The 16,857-nt window shown below is 62.5% G+C and carries 13 protein-coding genes and 2 tRNA genes; 5 read left to right on the top strand and 10 right to left on the bottom strand.

The features are described 5' to 3' along the window. Positions 1-43: 43 nt before the first annotated feature. From tdh to KF691_02140, 3 genes are all read left to right on the top strand, one after another. Positions 44-1,141, top strand: coding sequence for an L-threonine 3-dehydrogenase (gene tdh / locus KF691_02150; GenBank protein MBX3388238.1), 1,098 nt, complete (start codon positions 44-46; stop codon positions 1,139-1,141). 26 nt (positions 1,142-1,167) lie between these two features. After that, positions 1,168-1,884 (top strand): hypothetical protein, encoded by a 717-nt coding sequence (locus KF691_02145; protein MBX3388237.1) that lies wholly within the window; start codon positions 1,168-1,170, stop codon positions 1,882-1,884. 154 nt (positions 1,885-2,038) lie between these two features. Continuing rightward, complete coding sequence (locus tag KF691_02140) at positions 2,039-2,851, top strand: hypothetical protein (protein ID MBX3388236.1); 813 nt, start codon at positions 2,039-2,041, stop codon at positions 2,849-2,851. A 152-nt stretch (positions 2,852-3,003) separates the two neighbouring features. On the opposite strand, the gene KF691_02135 is transcribed toward KF691_02140, so the two are convergent. Next, positions 3,004-5,400, bottom strand: a complete 2,397-nt coding sequence (locus KF691_02135; GenBank protein MBX3388235.1) for a serine/threonine protein kinase — start codon at positions 5,398-5,400, stop codon at positions 3,004-3,006. Positions 5,401-5,531: 131 nt separating this feature from the next. On the opposite strand from KF691_02135, the gene pgeF reads away from it, so the two are divergent. Then, entirely contained in the window at positions 5,532-6,374 is an 843-nt protein-coding gene (gene pgeF, locus KF691_02130; protein MBX3388234.1) for a peptidoglycan editing factor PgeF, read from the top strand. 45 nt (positions 6,375-6,419) lie between these two features. Here the strand turns inward: pgeF and secE are convergent, their stop codons facing one another. The 8 genes from secE to KF691_02090 form a co-directional block, all read right to left on the bottom strand. Then, the gene (gene secE, locus KF691_02125; GenBank protein MBX3388233.1) at positions 6,420-7,061 is read right to left on the bottom strand and encodes a preprotein translocase subunit SecE; all 642 of its coding nucleotides are present in this window, start codon (positions 7,059-7,061) and stop codon (positions 6,420-6,422) included. Positions 7,062-7,126: 65 nt separating this feature from the next. Further along, positions 7,127-7,199: transfer RNA gene (locus KF691_02120), tRNA-Trp, on the bottom strand. A 154-nt stretch (positions 7,200-7,353) separates the two neighbouring features. Beyond that, entirely contained in the window at positions 7,354-7,536 is a 183-nt protein-coding gene (gene rpmG / locus KF691_02115) for a 50S ribosomal protein L33 (protein ID MBX3388232.1), read from the bottom strand. A 107-nt stretch (positions 7,537-7,643) separates the two neighbouring features. Further along, positions 7,644-8,846, bottom strand: coding sequence for an elongation factor Tu (gene tuf / locus KF691_02110; protein ID MBX3388231.1), 1,203 nt, complete (start codon positions 8,844-8,846; stop codon positions 7,644-7,646). 279 nt (positions 8,847-9,125) lie between these two features. Next, positions 9,126-9,197 (bottom strand) — tRNA-Thr (locus KF691_02105). 183 nt (positions 9,198-9,380) lie between these two features. After that, positions 9,381-9,920, bottom strand: a complete 540-nt coding sequence (locus KF691_02100) for a DinB family protein (protein MBX3388230.1) — start codon at positions 9,918-9,920, stop codon at positions 9,381-9,383. 92 nt (positions 9,921-10,012) lie between these two features. Then, positions 10,013-12,514: a hypothetical protein gene (locus KF691_02095; GenBank protein ID MBX3388229.1), complete on the bottom strand. Its 2,502-nt coding sequence runs from the start codon at positions 12,512-12,514 to the stop codon at positions 10,013-10,015. A gap of 157 nt (positions 12,515-12,671) precedes the next feature. Then, the gene (locus KF691_02090) at positions 12,672-15,251 is read right to left on the bottom strand and encodes an immunoglobulin domain-containing protein (GenBank protein MBX3388228.1); all 2,580 of its coding nucleotides are present in this window, start codon (positions 15,249-15,251) and stop codon (positions 12,672-12,674) included. Positions 15,252-15,536: 285 nt separating this feature from the next. Between KF691_02090 and KF691_02085 the strand changes: the two genes are divergently transcribed. Next, a complete protein-coding gene (locus KF691_02085) occupies positions 15,537-15,986 on the top strand; it encodes a hypothetical protein (protein ID MBX3388227.1) in 450 nt (149 codons plus the stop codon). 31 nt (positions 15,987-16,017) lie between these two features. On the opposite strand, the gene KF691_02080 is transcribed toward KF691_02085, so the two are convergent. After that, the gene (locus KF691_02080) at positions 16,018-16,827 is read right to left on the bottom strand and encodes a hypothetical protein (GenBank protein MBX3388226.1); all 810 of its coding nucleotides are present in this window, start codon (positions 16,825-16,827) and stop codon (positions 16,018-16,020) included. Between the last annotated feature and the right edge of the window lie 30 nt (positions 16,828-16,857).

Here is a 16,857-nt window from a genome sequence, read left to right as displayed (position 1 = left end):
ACTTGTTCAACGCCGGTTCGAGAAACGTTTCAGGAGTCCGTTGATGGCCACCGCCACGCTCACGCCCCCCAATAGTCGCACTTTTGATCCTTCCAAGAAAACCATGCGGGCGCTCTACAAGCACCACGCAGGAGAGGGGCTCAAATTTGATCCTGCGCGCGAGAAGCCGGTGCCCGGGCCGCGGGACGTCTTGATCCGGGTTTCGAAGGTGGGCATCTGCGGCACGGACCGCCACATCTGGGAGTGGGACGACTGGGCGGCGGGGCGCATCCCGGTCGGGATCGTCACGGGACACGAATTCGTCGGAGTCATCGAATCGGTCGGTTCGGCGGTAACGCGCTACAAGCCGGGCCTGCGCGTGAGCGCTGAGGGGCACATCACGGCGGGCGTCGACTACAACAGCCGCACGGGCAGCGCGCACATCGCCAGCGACACGCGCATCCTGGGAATCGATCGCGACGGCGTGTTTGCGGATTACGTGATCGTGCCGGAAGAGAACGTGTGGCCCGTGCACCCGAAAATCCCGGACAAGGTTGCGGCGGTCTTGGATCCGCTGGGCAACGCGGTACACACGGTGATGGCGGCGGGCGTGAGCGCGAAGAGCGTTTTGATCACCGGCACGGGAATCATCGGCTTGATGGCCGTCACCGTGGCGCGGGCGGCGGGCGCGGGGCGCATCTTCGCGACCGATATCAACCCGCAGCGGCGGGAACTGGCGAAGAAGCTCGGCGCGCTTGAGGTGTACGACCCGCGGAACAGTTCGTGGATCAGCGACGTCAAGAAGGCGTGCCGCAATGAGGGCGTGGATGTGCTGCTCGAGATGTCGGGTTCGCCCGCGGCATACGACCAGGGGTTCAGCGCGCTGCGGAACGGCGGAACGGCGGCGCTGCTCGGCATTCCGGCGAAGCCCCCCACGTTCAACATCACGCAGCACGTGGTGTTCAAAGGCGCGACGGTTCTCGGAATCAACGGGCGCCGGATGTTCGAGACGTGGTATCAGATGGAAGAGCTGCTGTTGAGCGGCAAGCTGGAACTCGATGACATCATCACGCACGAATTCCCGCTCGAAGAGTTCGAGAAGGCGTTCAAGACCATGATCTCCGGGGAGGGGATCAAGGTTGTGATGAGTGTGAACGGGTAAAACGCGAGCCGGGTTGCGATTCATCCATGAAGTGGCTTGTCCGGGGCATACTTGTCGCTTTGTTCGTTGCGTCCATGCTGTTTCTGCTGCGCATGAACTTGCCGAAAGGACAGACGAAGCTCTATTCCGTAGTGCCTGTGCTTGCCATGGCGTTTGCCTGGATGTGGGCGGAGTCCATTCTCAATCGCCGCCGACTCAACGATGTCAAGGCCCGCTTGAACCACCTCGGGTTCTCGGATTCACGAGATGGCAGGCTGCACTATTCTCCCGAACCGAATCATCATTTTTTTCACGTTGCGTTCGAACTGCAAGCCGATTGGCGCGGAGTTCCGCTCAGAGTGGCCGAATTCGAGTACGACATAGGTCGTGGTCGAAATGCAAAGACCTGCCGGTTTTTCCAGGTGGAAGCGCCGTTCGCTCGAGACTGGCCCGATTTCCGTCTCGAACCCGCAAAGGGCTTTATGCATCGTCCGATTTCCCAGCTGTTCTCGCAGCGACTCGCTGCGTCGGATGTGGACGGTTTCGCGAAGAATGCAAGTCTCGCTTCAGATTCGCCGTTGGTGGTGAGCCGCTTGTTGGGAGATTCCCTACGAGAATGGCTGGTGAGGCGGCCCAGCTACGAGGGCTGGTCCCTTCAGGACGGCAGCCTGGCTTGTTTTTGGAGACGATCGTGCGATGCGCGAGCGGCGGAGCAGGCGCTTGGGCGACTCGCAGTGTTTCTGTCCAAGTTGACGGCGAACTGACACCGTTCGGAGCGGGCTTTCGCATCACAATGGTCAATACCGACCGTGGAATCCTGGCATCCGACGCTCGGCATTGGCCGGATCAATAATCCTGCCGTCGCCGGTGCACTCGGGCCCGTGCGGCGAACGGAATCCAGAGAAGAGGGGGAACCACATGAAGATTCGCACGCTTTGGGCGTCTGCCGGAATATCCGCGCTCGGCTTTCTTGCCCACGCTTCGCCCGTGACCGCGTCGTTTACCTCCGGCTCGGTGACGGGCGCGGGATTTCCCGAGCCGCTGGCGCAGCAGAGCCCGGTCTCTACGACAACCAAAAGATCAGGCGGCGGATCGACCGGCGGGGGCTTCGGCGGCACCGCATCGGCCAGTCTCGACATGACCAACACCGACACCGAGACTGTCATTGCTCTCAGCGGCACGGCGACCCACATCTCGGAGTTCGGGTACACGGCGGCGTACACGCAATCCGAGGTCGTGCTGTCGCTGACACAAGCGGCGAAATACTCGATCGTGAACCAGAGCCGGACATTGGTCAACGGGACGACCACCCCGTTTACGCCGGTGACATTCCAGGCGATCACGGGTTCGATCACCCCGACCGGGGCGAACGCGGGAAAACTCACGCCGGGGACGTATCGCGTGCGCTTCGGCGTTGCGTCCGGCCGCGCGGATGTGTTCAGTTTCAGCGTGGTCTCGGAGTGGTACAACCAGTTCACGGCGACAGGATGCGCCGGCACGGTCGCCGATTGGAAATTGAAGCTCACCACGCCGTGCACCGGTGATCTCAACGGCGACGGGTTCGTGGATGATGCGGACTTCTCGCTCTTTGCCGCGGCGTACAACATTCTGGGGTGCAATCTGCCCGGGATGCCGGCGGGATGCCCAGCGGATTTCAACGGTGACGGCGTGGTGGATGATGCGGACTTTGTGCTCTTTGTGCCGGCGTACAACGCGCTGGTGTGCCCGTGAACGAAGAGAACGCGGAGGCGCGGAGTTGGCGGAGTTTCGCGGAGGGGGAAGAAGAGAACGAGAAGAGACGGAGTGACTGGGAGAGCAGAGCGAAAGGCATCGCGCGGTGCGCTCTTGAGCCACGCCGCGGCGAAGTCTCGCCCCACTCCACGTTAGTTCGTGCCGGCGTCCGCGATTTTCTTCCACCGCTGCGCCCTTTCCACGTCTTTGCGCCGTTCGAAGAACGACGCGAGCTTGGTGGCACGCTCCGAAGCGACGTCTGCGTCTTCGGCGCTCTTGGCATCCTCGTACGCGCGGAGGAGCAGCGCTTCGGATTTGTCGAAACGCTGCGATTCTTCGAGACATGAAACGACGAAATCGGTGATCGCGAAGGTGTCGCCGAAGAGCGGGCCGCGGACCGAGCGCGTGCCCTCGAGACCGAGATTGAGTTCGTCGATCGCGTCGGGGAGATTTCCCGCGCGCTTGAGCGCGGCGCCGTAACGGGCGGTTGTCTCGATCGTGCGCCAGTGGGAGAAACCGAGTACGTTGCGCTCGCGCTCGATGATCGCGGGGTATCGCGCGATCGCTTCGTCCGGATTGCCGCTCTCGGCGAGAAGGCCGCATTCTTCCGCCAGGGTCGCGAGCGTTTGCGGGTGAACCGAACCGAGCGCGGCCTCGGTGGCACGCGAGACTTCGCGCCGATCTGCGAGTGCCGCGTCGAACAACTTTTTCGCGGCTTCTTTGTCTTCGCTCCGTTTGGCGCGGGCCTCCTGGAGCAGGATGAGATTCAGGTTGTGGCGGGTGATGAGCACATCGACATCCTTGTCACCGAAGGCTTTTCGCCGGCGCGCGAGCACGTCCTGATAGACCCTGCGCGCTTCCGCGTAGTCGCGGGCCGCTTTGAGCGCTCCGCCGAGCTGGTTTTCAGCGTCCATCGTTTTTTTGTCATCGGGGCCGAACGACTTCAGCGCGGCATCGAAGCGTTCGCGCGCGAGCTTGACCGCGGTTTCCGCGGATTCGTCTGATTTCAACCGGTACGTCGCCTCGGTCAGTTTCGCGCCGACTTCGGATCGGAATGCGTCGTCGAGCCCGTCGGCGTTGGTCTTTGAGGCGAGTTCGAGCAGGGGCGCTGCTTCTTCCGGTGCGCCGAGCGCAAGATACGCGGCGCCGAGGCTGTAGGCCAGACGCGCGAGAACGGCGGGGCGATTGGCGAAGCGCCTGGTGAGGGAGTCTGCCGCGGGATTGATGAGTTCGATGACCTTGGTATCGATTCCTCCGACTTCGGGGTCGACGGAGAGCAAGAGATCCTCGTTCAGAAAGCGGTTGACTTCCTCGGCGATCTCGCGCTGGGTCTGCGCTTCTTCGCGGGCGCGTTTTTCGGAAAGGCCGAACCGCACGCTCACATAGGTGGCGCCGACGAGCACCACGGCGATCAGCGCGGCCACTCCGACGCCTGCGCGGTGCTTGCTCACGAACTTGCGGGCGCGGTAGCGGCGCGACTCCGGCCCGGCCATCAGCGGACGGTCGCTCAGGTAGTTGCGGATGTCCTGTGCCATTTCGGAGGGAGTCGAATAGCGGCGTTCGCGCTCCTTGCGCATGGCCTTGAGCGGGATCCATTCGAGTTCGGAGCGGAGGGCGCGTTCGAGTTCGGAGGTGCGGATGCCGCGTTTCTCGGCGAGTGTTTGTGCCGCGGCGACCTGGCCGGAGGCAATCATGGTTCCGAGACGCGTGCTCGGGTTCGGCGGATCGACCTCGCGGATGATGCGCCGGATTTCTTCGTAGCCCTTGCTGCGGAGATCGCGCGGATCGAAGGGCAGAACGCCGGTGAGCAACTCGTAGAGCACGACGCCGAGCGAGTAGACGTCGGTGCGCGTGTCGATGTCGATGCCGGTAAGATTGGCCTGTTCGGGCGACATGTACTCGGGGGTGCCGACGATCTGGCCCAGTTGCGTGAAGAGCGTTTTGTCGGTGAGCACGTGGCTCACGGCCTTGGCGATCCCGAAGTCGATGACTTTGGGCAGGCCGGGGTGCTCGGAGCCTTCCGAGCTCGCGACGAGCACGTTGCTGGGCTTGAGATCGCGGTGGATAATTCCCTTGCTGTGGGCATGCTGGACCGCATCGAGCACAGGAAGGAAGAGCTCGAGACGCTGGCGGAGCGAGAGGCGGTTCTTGTCACAGAATGTTGTGATCGGATCACCCTTCACGAACTCCATCACGAAGTACGGACGACCTGAAGGAGTTGCGCCGGCGTCGAGCACCTTGGCGATGCTCGGATGATCCATGACGGCGAGGGCCTGGCGCTCCTGTTCGAAGCGCGCGACGACCTCGCGCGAATCCATGCCCGGCTTGATGACCTTGATCGCGACGCGCTGCACGATCGGTTCGCGGCGCTCGGCGAGCCAGACGACCCCGAAGCCGCCTTCGCCAAGCACGCTGATCAATTTGAACGGGCCGACCGAGTCGCCGGGCTTCTCGCCGATCTCGAGCGTGCGGGTCGCGGGCTGCGCGAGAGTATCTCCCGCCCCAAACGAGGCGGTCCTGGTTTCGGGATCAGTCGGTCTCTCGGTCATTGAGAACCCCTGCGCTCTCGCAGCGCCCTGCCAACAGAATAGAGCGTCGACCGGGTCGAGATCGCGCGGATTTTCCGTGCGGGCGGGGTTCGCATCGACTTCTCTCGCATGGCGAGCCGATACCGTTCAAAGTGACGATCGATGCCGCAAGGTCGGATTTACAGCTCACAAACTCGCGCTTGCGCGAGCTCGGCGTGGCGCACGCATTCTCGACGCGGCGGGGCGGAATTTCAACCGGCATTTTCGATTCGCTGAATTTCGGGAACCCGTCGGACTTGCCGCGCGAGCGGCGCGACCCGCCCGCGAACATCGAACGCAATCTCGAGATCCTGCTCGAGTTGGCGGGCGTGACGGAAGTCTTTGAGAAGGAAATCGTGCAGGTGTATCAGGTGCACGGAGGGAAGACGCATGTCGTGCGTCCGGGGCTTGCGGCGCATACCGGATCGCCCGATCCCGTCACAGGTGAGACGCGCGACACCAAGGCCGATGCGCTCGTGACGGATGACCCGGCGCGCGTGCTCTGTGTGCGCACTGCGGACTGCACACCGATCCTACTTGCGAGCGGGGACGGACGGATTGTCGGCGCGGTGCACGCGGGATGGCGCGGCGTGATCGCGGGGGTTGCGGCGAGTGCGGTGGGTGCGATGCGCGCGCTCGGAGCGCGCGGGATCCTCGCCGCGATCGGGCCGTGTATCTCGCAGAAACACTTTGAGGTCGGTCCGGAGGTTGTGCGCGAATTCGCGCGGGTGTTCGGACAGCGATCGCCCTGCCGCGTTGTGGAAGCTGCGAATCCGGAATCGAAGGGATATGTCGATCTTCAGGCGGCGCTGGCGATGCAGCTTTCGGCGGCGGGCGTTGAACAGATCGAAACGATCGCGCTCTGCACGTTCGGCCGGAAGGACCTGTTCTTCAGCCACCGGCGCGACAACGGCCACACCGGACGCATGGCGGCGGTCATCGCACCGCGTGCATGATCGGCGTCGGCAACGAGAAACTCGGGTGTGCGAGCCCGTCCGCGCTCAACCGAGACGGATGACGTGCAGCAACCGGAAGATGCCCTGGAAGACGTAATCGATCGCGAAGATCAGCGCCGCGATCAGGAAGAAGGCGACGATGACCACCTGCGTCTGCATGGTGATCTCGCGCCGGGTCGACCAGTTCACCTTCTTCATTTCCGCATCGGTCGCGATGAGGAAATCCACGGTGCGGTGCTTGAGACCGACGATCCAGAAAATGAGAATGGCGCCGCCGATCAGGAACAAGCCGGCGCCGCCCGCCTGGAGGTAGACGCGCTGGAAGATCGGGATGCCGCCGGCTCTTCCTTCGAGCAGCAGGACGCGCTCGGGCTTCGCGGTGTTGCGGATTCCCTGCGTGTCGGACGGGGATTGAGTCCCGTCCATCGTGATGTCGCCGGCGACGAGCTGATGCTGAGACTTGGTCAGAGTCTCCCAAGTCTTGGCGGTGGCGGAACCGATTTTGATGTAGTCGCCTTCGTGAGCGCCCTTGGTCAATAGTTCGATCTGCTGCCCGGGTTGGATTTCCAATCCGGCGTCGCGGACGGTCATCCGCCAAGTGGGCGTGGGCAGGCTGACGATCGCGAGCTGCTGCCAGAGCCAGCCGGCGCCCGCGGCGACGAGCAAACCGGAGAGGGCGGCGGTCATCCAGCGCACCCAGAAGCCCTGCCCGGACTTATAAAACGCTGAAGAACCGGCTTCGGATTCCATAACACGGCGGGAGGGACTTGAACCCGCAACCTGCGGATTTGGAATCCGCTGCTCTACCAGTTGAGCTACCGCCGTACTGCCCGAGACATCGCCGTTGCGTTGCGCGCCCGGTGTCCCGTTCTGATTGTTCGCGTTCGTTGCCACAAGCTTCCTGAGATGAGCGATCAAGAATTGAACGAGGAACGGGTCGCACCCGCTCGGCGCGGCCGGTTGGCGGTCGCCAAACGACTTACTTCCTCTTGACCTTGTGCATCGTGTGCTTGCGCAGACGGGGCGAGTACTTCATGAGGCCTTCCTTGAGGCCTTCGGGCATGCCGCCCTTGGTGTTCACGCTGGTGCGGTAGTTGAGGTCGCCCGTCTCCTTGCACTGAAGCCAAAGGAACTCGCGGGCCATCGATTTCTTCTTCGCCATGACAACTTCTGCCTTTCTTTTCCGATCAAGCCGCGGCAGAGGTTTTCGCCTCTGCCGCAGGGGGTTACTTTAGGTTCGCATCAGCCTGCTTTTTGGCTGACGGCTGCTTACTCGATGATCTCGGTGACGACGCCGGAGCCGATCGTCTTGCCGCCTTCACGAACGGCGAAGCGAACGCCTTTTTCCATGGCGACGGGCTTGCCCATCAGGTCGATTTCCATGGTGATGTTGTCGCCGGGCATGCACATTTCGGCGCCGCCGAGCAGCTTGGTCGTGCCGGTGACGTCGGTCGTGCGGAAGTAGAACTGCGGGCGGTAGCCGCTGAAGAACGGGGTGTGGCGTCCGCCCTCTTCCTTGGTGAGGACGTAAACCTCGCCCTTGAACTTGGTGTGGGGCTTGATCGAGCCGGGCTTGCAGAGCACCTGGCCGCGCTCGATGTCGTTCTTTTCGACGCCGCGGAGCAGGGCGCCGACGTTGTCGCCGGCCTGGCCGCTGTCGAGGGTCTTGTTGAACATTTCGACGCCGGTGACGACGGTGCTCTTGGTCTCGGGGCGGAGACCGACGATCTCGCAGGTGTCGCCGACCTTGACGATGCCGCGCTCGATACGACCGGTGGCGACGGTGCCGCGGCCCTTGATCGAGAAGACGTCTTCGACGCTCATGAGGAAGGGCTTGTCGACTTCGCGCTGCGGCTCGGGGATGAAGCTGTCGATCGCATCGAAGAGATCATCGATGGGCTTGCAGGCCTTGTCGTCCTTGGGGTTCTCGACGGCGAGCTTCGACTGGCCGCGGATCACCGGGGTGGTGTCGCCGGGGAATCCGTACTTTTTCAGGAGTTCGCGCACTTCGAGCTCGACGAGGTCGAGGAGTTCGGCATCGTCAACGAGATCGACCTTGTTGAGGAAGACGACGATGTGCGGCACGCCGACCTGACGCGCGAGCAGAACGTGCTCGCGGGTCTGCGGCATCGGGCCGTCGGCGGCGGAGACGACGAGGATCGCGCCGTCCATCTGGGCGGCGCCGGTGATCATGTTCTTGACGAAGTCGGCGTGGCCCGGGCAGTCGACGTGGGCGTAGTGCCGCTTGTTGGTCTCGTACTCGGTGTGAGACGAGGCGATGGTGACGGTCTTGTTCGCGTCGCGAACGGTGCCGCCCTTGGTGATGTCGGCGTACGACTTGATTTCGCCGCCGAACTTGGCCGCGGAGCGGGCCGAGAGGGCAGCGGTGAGAGTCGACTTTCCGTGGTCGATGTGACCGATGGTGCCGACGTTCACGTGGGGTTTGGTACGAGTAAAGACGCCCTTTGCCATGACAGAACTCCACCCACGGGCTGCACGTTTGCGCGTGTTCCGTGGACAATTCGCGAGCGTGCTCACGCCGCCGTTGTCGAACACTCTCCAGCCAGGGCCCTGAGCCGAGGCGAGCGTCAGACGGCGCACAACACACAGGCGATCTCACCGTCCCGCGCCGACCGGTCTCTTTCGAGAACCGATCTCCCAATGACGCGCTCCGGCACGAATCCAGTCGAGTCACCCTTTCGAGCGACCGCCGCTTTTCACTAGGGCCCAGTGCCTAGTGCCTGCTTCCAAAGCCACCAATGGGACTTGAACCCATGACCTCTCCCTTACCAAGGGAGTGCTCTACCACTGAGCTACGGTGGCGCACCAGCCGCCGACGCCCGTACACCCTGGAAGGATGGATGAGCCACCGACGCCTTCACCCGGTGTGGCCGGAATGAAGGGGGGAATGATAGCCGCGACCGGCGGGCGCGCGGGGGTTCGCAAACACCCGGGTAGGTCCGAGCCGACTCACAGTATACCAAACAGACATCTAAAATTCAAGCGCTATCCGAGCGCGCTCCCAAGTCCAATCTCCCGGCGGAGATAGGCGATTTGTCCGTTGTGGATTCCGACGTGATAAATCGCCCGTGCCGCCAGGAGATAAGGCGGGGTCATCTTTCCGCCGAACATCGGCACAGGCGCGACCAATTCGGCGTCGCTCAATTGCTCGACCCCTGCGGCCAGCCGTTCGGTCGCGGCTTCGAAGATCTGCACGCACCTCGCGAACGTTGGAAAAACGACTCCCGGCGAATTCGGATCGCTCCCGAAGCAAATGCTCTCGGTGCCGAATCGATTCTCATCGCCGGACTTGGCATCGACGATGAAATCTGAAACCGGCAACGCGCCGCCATTCTGATTTCCGCGCGGCAGCCACTCCGCAAACCGCGAAGCCGTCAGAGCGAGATGTCCAAGGCACCACGCCAAATGATTCGGACAGCCTGGCGCCGTCCGCGTGTGATTCGAGTCGTCGAATTTGACGAGGTAACGCTTGAGCAGGTCTTTGGAGTGGCGTACCGACGACGCCACAAATTCTTGGGAGCGCATCACGACAATTTAGCATGCGGATACCGAACGATCGGAGTCGCCGAAGGAAGCCCCGTTCCAAACCAAGCCGAGCGACTGTCCCAAGAACTCGATCACTCGCACACCATCTGGCTGTAACCCTGGACAAACACCTGGAAATCGAGATCATCGACAACGCCGTCGCGGTTGAAGTCGGCGAAGCAGGGCGGCTGGATTTCAGCGCAGAGCATTGCGTTGTATGACGAGGCGAACATCGCGAGATCGCCGTCGTCCACGAAGCCATCGCTCGTCAGGTCTGCGGGGCAGCAATTCGGCGTGACCTCGGCGACGTCGCTGATGATCGACCCGCACGAGTTTGTAACCTCGACGTCGTACGAACCGGCATCGGCTGCACCGATGTCTTCGATCGTGAGCGACGGGGTGCCCGTTCCGACAAGATTCGAACCCGTTCCGGTCGGACCGTCGAAGATCGGCGTGCTGCCGCGGCGCCAGCGATAGGAAGGCGTGTTATCGCCGACGTTGTCCACAATCACCGACATGCTCGCCGGCGCACCGCAGTACGCGAGCGGATCCTGCGGCTGAGTGGGGAGCACGGGAGAACCGCTCACGTAGCGCGGGAGCACATGCGGCCGGATCAATTGGCCGCCGACAAGATTCGCGGCGGCGATCTCTCCTCCCATCACGCCGATCGCGGTCCCCGCCGGATCAAACGGAAAATCTTCCCATCCGCTCCCGTTCCATTTCTTGAGCAGAGATTGGCCGCTCACCTGCGCCAACAAGTCGCCTTGGTAGACGATCAGTTTCGAGACCGTCGAACTTTGATTCATGGGAGTCCACGTCGTGCCTGTTCCGTCCCATGCCGCGGCGTTGACGACCGGTGTATCGCCAGCGAACGTGAACTGGCCGCCGACGATTAGCTTTCCATTCCAAACAACCATGGAATTCACGAAACCAACGACGCCGCCACCCGCGTGCGACCATGTTGATCCGTCCCACGCCGCCATGTTGTTAACAGGCACGCCGCCTGCCACCGTGAACTTGCCCGCGACGATGAGCCGGCTTGAAAACGACTGGGCAGCGCGAATGTAGTCGGAGGTCCCGACCGAGACTCCAGAGCCTAGCCCGCTCCATGCAGACCCATTCCAAGCAGTAACGCCTTGAGAAACGCCGCCGGCGCCGATCAGTTGACCGTTGTATTCGGTGAATACCTGCGGAGTGCCCGCGCTGAATTTTCCGACCGATTGCCATGAGTTGCCGTTCCAGGCTGAGACAGATCCGGAATTGGCGGGCAACTCGCGCGGCACGCCGCCGCTGACGACCAATTGACCGTTGTACTCGGTTGCGGCGGACACCGAGCCCCGAAGTCCCGCACCAAGTCCTTCCCATCCGGCGCCGGTCCACGACATAATGTAGTTTGTGCGCTCGCCGCCGATGCGAATGAAATCGCCCGCAGCTACGAAACGACCGTTGTAACCCATGATCGTGCGGACGTTGCCAAAAAGAGCGTCCGAGACCGGAACCCATTCCGATCCTGTGAATCGTGTGATGTGCCCTGCATACGACGGGACGAAGAGTCCGCCAGCAACAATCTGTCCGTCGAGTTCGCTCAGACAGGAAGCTCCGTATGCGGCGGAACCGTCGTCGCCGAGACCGGTTTCTCCGCCGCCGACAGGCGACCATCCGACGCCGTCCCACACGACAACTCCGTCCACCGGTTCCGTGGAGTGGTACAGCGAAAGACGACTTCCCCCCGCATAGAGCAGCCCGCCCATCACGTGCAGCGCGTTCACCTGACCTGTCAGGAACGAACTTTCCGGAATCATCCAAGAGGTTCCGTCCCACATTCGCACTGCCGGTGCAGGCCCTCCACCGGACAAGCCGCCCACGACGAGCTTTCCAGCAAATTCGCCGAGCGCCCGCACGTCACCAGACACTCCGGCGCCGAGGGGCTTCCAGCTCGTTCCGTCAAATGCCGCGACATTTCGGGCACTCACGCCATCGATCGACGTGAAACTTCCGCCGGCGATGAGCAGCTGGCCGAAAGGACGCAAGCTGTTGATGATTGCCGAGCCGGTGTTCGGTGCGAGCGAGCGCCACTCGCTTCCGTTCCATGCCGCAACTCGCCTCACGGCCATCGAGCCGGAATTGGCAAAAGCGCCCGCGGCCACAAGTTCGCCCCGAAATTCTGTCAAGGCATAGACGTTCCCGTCGAACCCCGCTCCAATCCCGACCCACGCCGCGCCATCCCAGCGCGCGATACGCAAAATATCCTGGCCGCCCACTTTGGTGAAAGAGCCCGCCGCGTAGAGCGAGCCATTGATCTCCGAAAGCGCAAAGACGCTTCCATTAAAGCTCTGGCCGATGGTTTCCCATCGCTGCCCGTTCCACCGGAATACTCCCTTGTCTCCGGTGTAGCCAAAGCTTGCCGCGACACAGAGCTGTGCGGGCAGAGGACCGGCGCCATCCGAGTCCCAATACGCGAAGGCATAAGGGGAAACAGGTTCCGGAGAAGCTTCGCCCGCGACAACCTGGGAACATTGGCCCGCCGCAAAGTGAGAGACTGCACCGAAGCAAACCCCGAACACGGCAAGGCGCACGCAAACCATCAGCTCCATAGAGCCCCCTTCGCCGCTTTCTCGCCGTGTCACGTTCTCCCGCACCCGCAAGAGATCCATCGACGGCCGCCCCTCCGGTCGCGACGGAGATTATTCGCCGATTCGCGCTCGGGGTTCCTGCCGACATTCGAAATTGCGTGGTTCGGTTATCAGCGGGCTACTCGCAGACGAGCTGGTCGTATGCAACGACGAATATCTGGAAATCAAGATCGTCCACGAGGTCGTCGCCGTTGAGGTCCGCCGGGCACCACTCTGGCATCGCCTGGTCTTCGCAGACAAGCAGGTTGTACGCGCCGGCGAAGAGCGAGAAGTCTTCGTCATTCACAAAGCCATCGGCGTTGAGATCGCCCGGACAGCTATTAACCGAGATGTCCGCCGCGGCACTCGTTGCCGAGTTGCAGGTGTTGTCGAACTCGACTGTGTAGCTGCCCGAATCCGAAGCCTGCACGTTCGTGATCGTGAGCGTGACGTTTGAACCGTTGCTCGGAGAAACGAGCGACCCCGATGCACCGCTGACCGCGCCGCCGCCGGACGATGCGCCGCCGGAGCCGTCAGCGATGTCCGCGCCGTTGCGCTGCCACTTGTAGGTGACGCTCGAGTACCCGCTCGCCGCGGCTGCTTTGAGAGTCACTGTCAGACCCTGATTCACCGGGCGCGATTGCGGATCGACCGCGACCCACGGCGTCGGGTTGTCGGTCCAGCGCGCGAAGTAAGCGGAGGGCCGGCCATCGGCGCGGACAAACGTTCCGATGGCAACAAGTTCATCTTGAAACTCTTGAACGTCGACAACGGGACCGCCGCTCAGCCCGGTGCCCATCGATCGCCACTCAACGCCATTCCATCGAGCGATGTTGCTCACCACAACGCTTCCGGCAAGATTGAACGTGCCGGCAATAACTAGATCTCCCTTGTAGTGTTTCAGCACACGAACGCCTGCGTTGCTCAAACCGACGCCCGAGACACCGCCTCCGACGCTTGCCCAGTGGTCACCTTCCCACTGCGCGAGTGCGCCGTAGCTCACACCATCGATGCTCCGAACATTGCTTGAGCCGACCATGAGCTTTCCGTTGTAAACGGCCAGATAGCCGGTGAAGGAAAGACTGACCGGCCAAGCATGCCAGGCACTGCCGTCGTATCGAAAGATGCCGCGGGCTGTGGGATCAGAACTCAGTCTCATGAAGTTCGACTCAGTCACTACCAGATCGCCCTCGTACTGGACTGCGGACAAAGCTTCCCCAGTCAAATCGGTCCCGAAAGTTTTCCACTGAGATCCGGTCCAGGCGGCAACGGGACCACCCGATCCTCCCGAAAGTTGCACCCGTCCGACCGCCAGCAGTTCTTCCTGATACTCCGACAGCCTGAGCACCGCGCCCAGGCTGTTCGCCAATCCCGAAACCGAAGCCCACGCGCTACCGTTCCACGCAGCAATTCCGCTAAATGGGCCGCTCGTGTAGAGGCTTCCGTTCACCGTTCGCATGCTTTGAACGGCGTAGGGTGCGTTCGATCCCACCGTCGTCCAAGCGGCCCCATCCCATTGTCCAAACCCGCGAATGACTGACCCGGCAACCTGATCAAACTGCCCCGCGAGCATCAGCTTGTCGTCGAATGACGCGATCGCACTCAAGCTGTCGTCGAACCCGATCGCGATCGCGCTCCACGCGCCATCGTCGTACCGGATGATTCCGCGCCCAAGTTCGGTTCGATAGCTTCCGTCGGTTCCCCCAAATAGCGAGCCGTTGAACGGTTGAAGGCAGAACACGACGCCTTCGGTCCACTGACCAAGCGTGCCCCAAGAAGCACCATCCCAGGCGTTGATGCGAGAATTAAGAGTATCTCCGCCCACGATCAGTTTGCCTTCAAACACTGCGAACGCATTCACACCAAGGGAGTTTCCGCCCACTGTGCTCACCGGCATTCCGGTGGCTTCCCAATGCGTTCCGTCCCACACTCCGAGAAACCTCGCGTCGGTACCGCCGAGGGCAGTGAAGTTTCCGCCGGCATAGAGCTCGGCGCCATAGACGACGAGCGCCCGAACCGCTTTTGTCGCGTTCACGCCGCTGCCGAGTGCGGTCCACGCACCGTCCCACGAAGCAATCCCACCTGCGGGGTTGCCTCCGGCAGTCGTGAATGAACCGCCTGCGATCAGCTTTCCTTCAAAGACGGTCAGCACGTTGATTCCGCTCCCGATGGCCGAATTCGCGCCAAGAAAACTCCAAGACGCACCATTCCACTTTGCGATCGGCGTTCCCGCGCCCGACAGCACGAATCCGCCTGCGGCAACAAGCTCGCCTTGAAATACCTGCAGCGCGTTGATCGTGGTCGTGGGTTCCGTTCCGCCTCCGGTCCATGTCGCGCCATCCCAGGCCGCGAGCCGACCCGTGGCGACCCCGCCCGCTGTCGTGAAGCTCCCGCCGACACACAGCTTGCCCTGATAGACGGCGAGCGCTTTTACCGTGCTTCCAACTCCGCCGCCGATCTCGGACCAGTGCTGGCCATCCCACATTGCGAGGTTTTTGGCGCTCGTGGCGCCGACCATTGAGAAACTGCCGCCAATGACGAGCACCTCGGGCAGCGGCCCAGCGCCATCCGGATCCCAAAGCGTCATTGCGTTGACTGAGCCATTGACACCCGCCACGCCGTATCCGGGAAGCCACTGTCCGCCGCAATCCGCGGCGAGGGCTTGTCCGCACATGCCGAACGCGAAAACGAGCACCGACCCCAATGTGCGCATTTGCATGAAACTACTCCGCTGTCCCCTTCGAGCAAAGCGCCCGGATGCCGCGAGGCGTCCGACGCACCGGTTTGGCTTTGTTGCCCGGCCCCGCTTTGCCGGGTCTTTGCGCTCCGCTCACACCCTTTTCCCAATGGCGAGCGCCCCAAGTCATCCGCACGATTGCGGACGAGAGTTCCCAAAATCTGCCGTGGGGTTCGCATGCGAAGGCCGCGGCAGCGGACGCCGCCGCGTTTTATTGGCTCCTGCGACCGTTGTGCGGATGTTCGAGAGCGGGTAGCATCAACGAAGATGGCGTACAAATCTTCACTCCGGTACGACTCCTCCCGCATACATGCCGCGGCGATGTACTGCTCCGACGGCCGCCTCGGCGAGCACTTCGACGACTTCTTGCAGAACGGGCTGAGCCTCCCGCGCTACGACCGCCTGTGTCTGCCCGGCGGTGCGGCGTGCATCGCGGGGCACCGGCAGGCGACCTTGGAAGAGCAGGGCGTTGTCGATGAGCTCCAGTTTCTGGTGCAGGTGCACAAGCTCAAGCGGATCGTGCTGATCGCGCACCAGGGGTGCGCGTTCTATGTGAACCGGCTCGAGTTGAAAGAGCCCCGGCTCGAGCTGGTGCAGAAGGCCGATCTGGTGCGTGCCGCGGCGTTTGTGCACCGGGTGACTTCGCTCGCCAACATCGAGGCGTACTTCGCGCGGTTCGATGGCGCGGATATTCATTTCGAGCCGGTGCAGGTGTGAGAGTCCGCGCGAGTGGGAGTGCTCCGGTGCCTTACGGGCAGAGCAGCGCGTTGTATGCGCCGACAAAGACAGTGAAATCGGTGTCGTCCACCAAGCCGTCGTGATTGAAGTCGGCCGGGCAGCCCGCGGGCATCGACGGATCGGCGCAGTCGAGAATGTTGTACGCGCCGACAAAGAGCGTGAAATCCGAATCTTCGACCAGCCCATCGCCGTTGAGGTCGCACGGGCAGGCGGCGCCGAGCGTGAACGAGAGATCGTCGGCGTAGCCGTCGTTGTATGTGCCCGCGGTGCGCGTCATGCGAACCTGAATCAGGACCTGGCGCGTCCCGATGGGAATCACGCCGCTGCTTGTGCGGAAGAGCATGCCCGTCTGCCCCGAACGCTGCGCCGCTAGCACGCCGCCGATCGACTGTTGTCCGAGAAGATCGCCGTGTTCGCTGTAGAACGTCGCGAACACATCGCAATGGTCGTCCTGCGATGAGAATCCACCAAGCCAGCCGGAGAGCGTGCAGCTCTGTGTTCCGGTGTCGATGGCAGGAGCAAATGCCGAAAGTACGATCGTCTGATACGCGCTGGCCTCCGGACTCGAAACCCCTCCGGCAAAGAACTTGCTGGCGCGGGTGGGCGAACCCGGATCGTTGATGGTGGGAAAACCGCCTCCTGCGCTGTATGAAACAACCTCGAATGTTCCGGTCGTGTTCCAGCCGGGAATCACCGTGCCGATTGATCCCGCTTCGGCGCCCGGGTTGTTGATGAGATTGGGATCGGCGCTCGCTTGCGACGCGACACCCGCGCTCGCCGCGGCAATCAACCCCGCCAACCGAAGTCCAGAAGCGCGCATAACAACCTCCGCAAAGTCGAATCCTGCTCG

It is taken from the genome of Phycisphaeraceae bacterium (assembly GCA_019636555.1).
In the GTDB taxonomy this organism is placed as follows: domain Bacteria; phylum Planctomycetota; class Phycisphaerae; order Phycisphaerales; family UBA1924; genus JAFEBO01.
Note: the sequence above shows the minus strand (reverse complement) of the source record. Positions and strands in the feature narration are given on the sequence as shown.

Bases quoted from the DNA above. Each gene is read 5' to 3' on its own strand.
- KF691_02085 (MBX3388227.1), top strand. From the start codon at position 15,537: ATGGCGTACAAATCTTCACTCCGGTACGACTCCTCCCGCATACATGCC.
- tuf (MBX3388231.1), bottom strand. From the start codon at position 8,846: ATGGCAAAGGGCGTCTTTACTCGTACCAAACCCCACGTGAACGTCGGC.
- secE (MBX3388233.1), bottom strand. From the start codon at position 7,061: ATGACCGCCGCCCTCTCCGGTTTGCTCGTCGCCGCGGGCGCCGGCTGG.
- KF691_02145 (MBX3388237.1), top strand. From the start codon at position 1,168: ATGAAGTGGCTTGTCCGGGGCATACTTGTCGCTTTGTTCGTTGCGTCC.
- KF691_02140 (MBX3388236.1), top strand. From the start codon at position 2,039: ATGAAGATTCGCACGCTTTGGGCGTCTGCCGGAATATCCGCGCTCGGC.
- tdh (MBX3388238.1), top strand. From the start codon at position 44: ATGGCCACCGCCACGCTCACGCCCCCCAATAGTCGCACTTTTGATCCT.
- KF691_02080 (MBX3388226.1), bottom strand. From the start codon at position 16,827: ATGCGCGCTTCTGGACTTCGGTTGGCGGGGTTGATTGCCGCGGCGAGC.
- KF691_02095 (MBX3388229.1), bottom strand. From the start codon at position 12,514: ATGGAGCTGATGGTTTGCGTGCGCCTTGCCGTGTTCGGGGTTTGCTTC.
- KF691_02090 (MBX3388228.1), bottom strand. From the start codon at position 15,251: ATGCAAATGCGCACATTGGGGTCGGTGCTCGTTTTCGCGTTCGGCATG.
- KF691_02100 (MBX3388230.1), bottom strand. From the start codon at position 9,920: ATGCGCTCCCAAGAATTTGTGGCGTCGTCGGTACGCCACTCCAAAGAC.
- rpmG (MBX3388232.1), bottom strand. From the start codon at position 7,536: ATGGCGAAGAAGAAATCGATGGCCCGCGAGTTCCTTTGGCTTCAGTGC.
- KF691_02135 (MBX3388235.1), bottom strand. From the start codon at position 5,400: ATGACCGAGAGACCGACTGATCCCGAAACCAGGACCGCCTCGTTTGGG.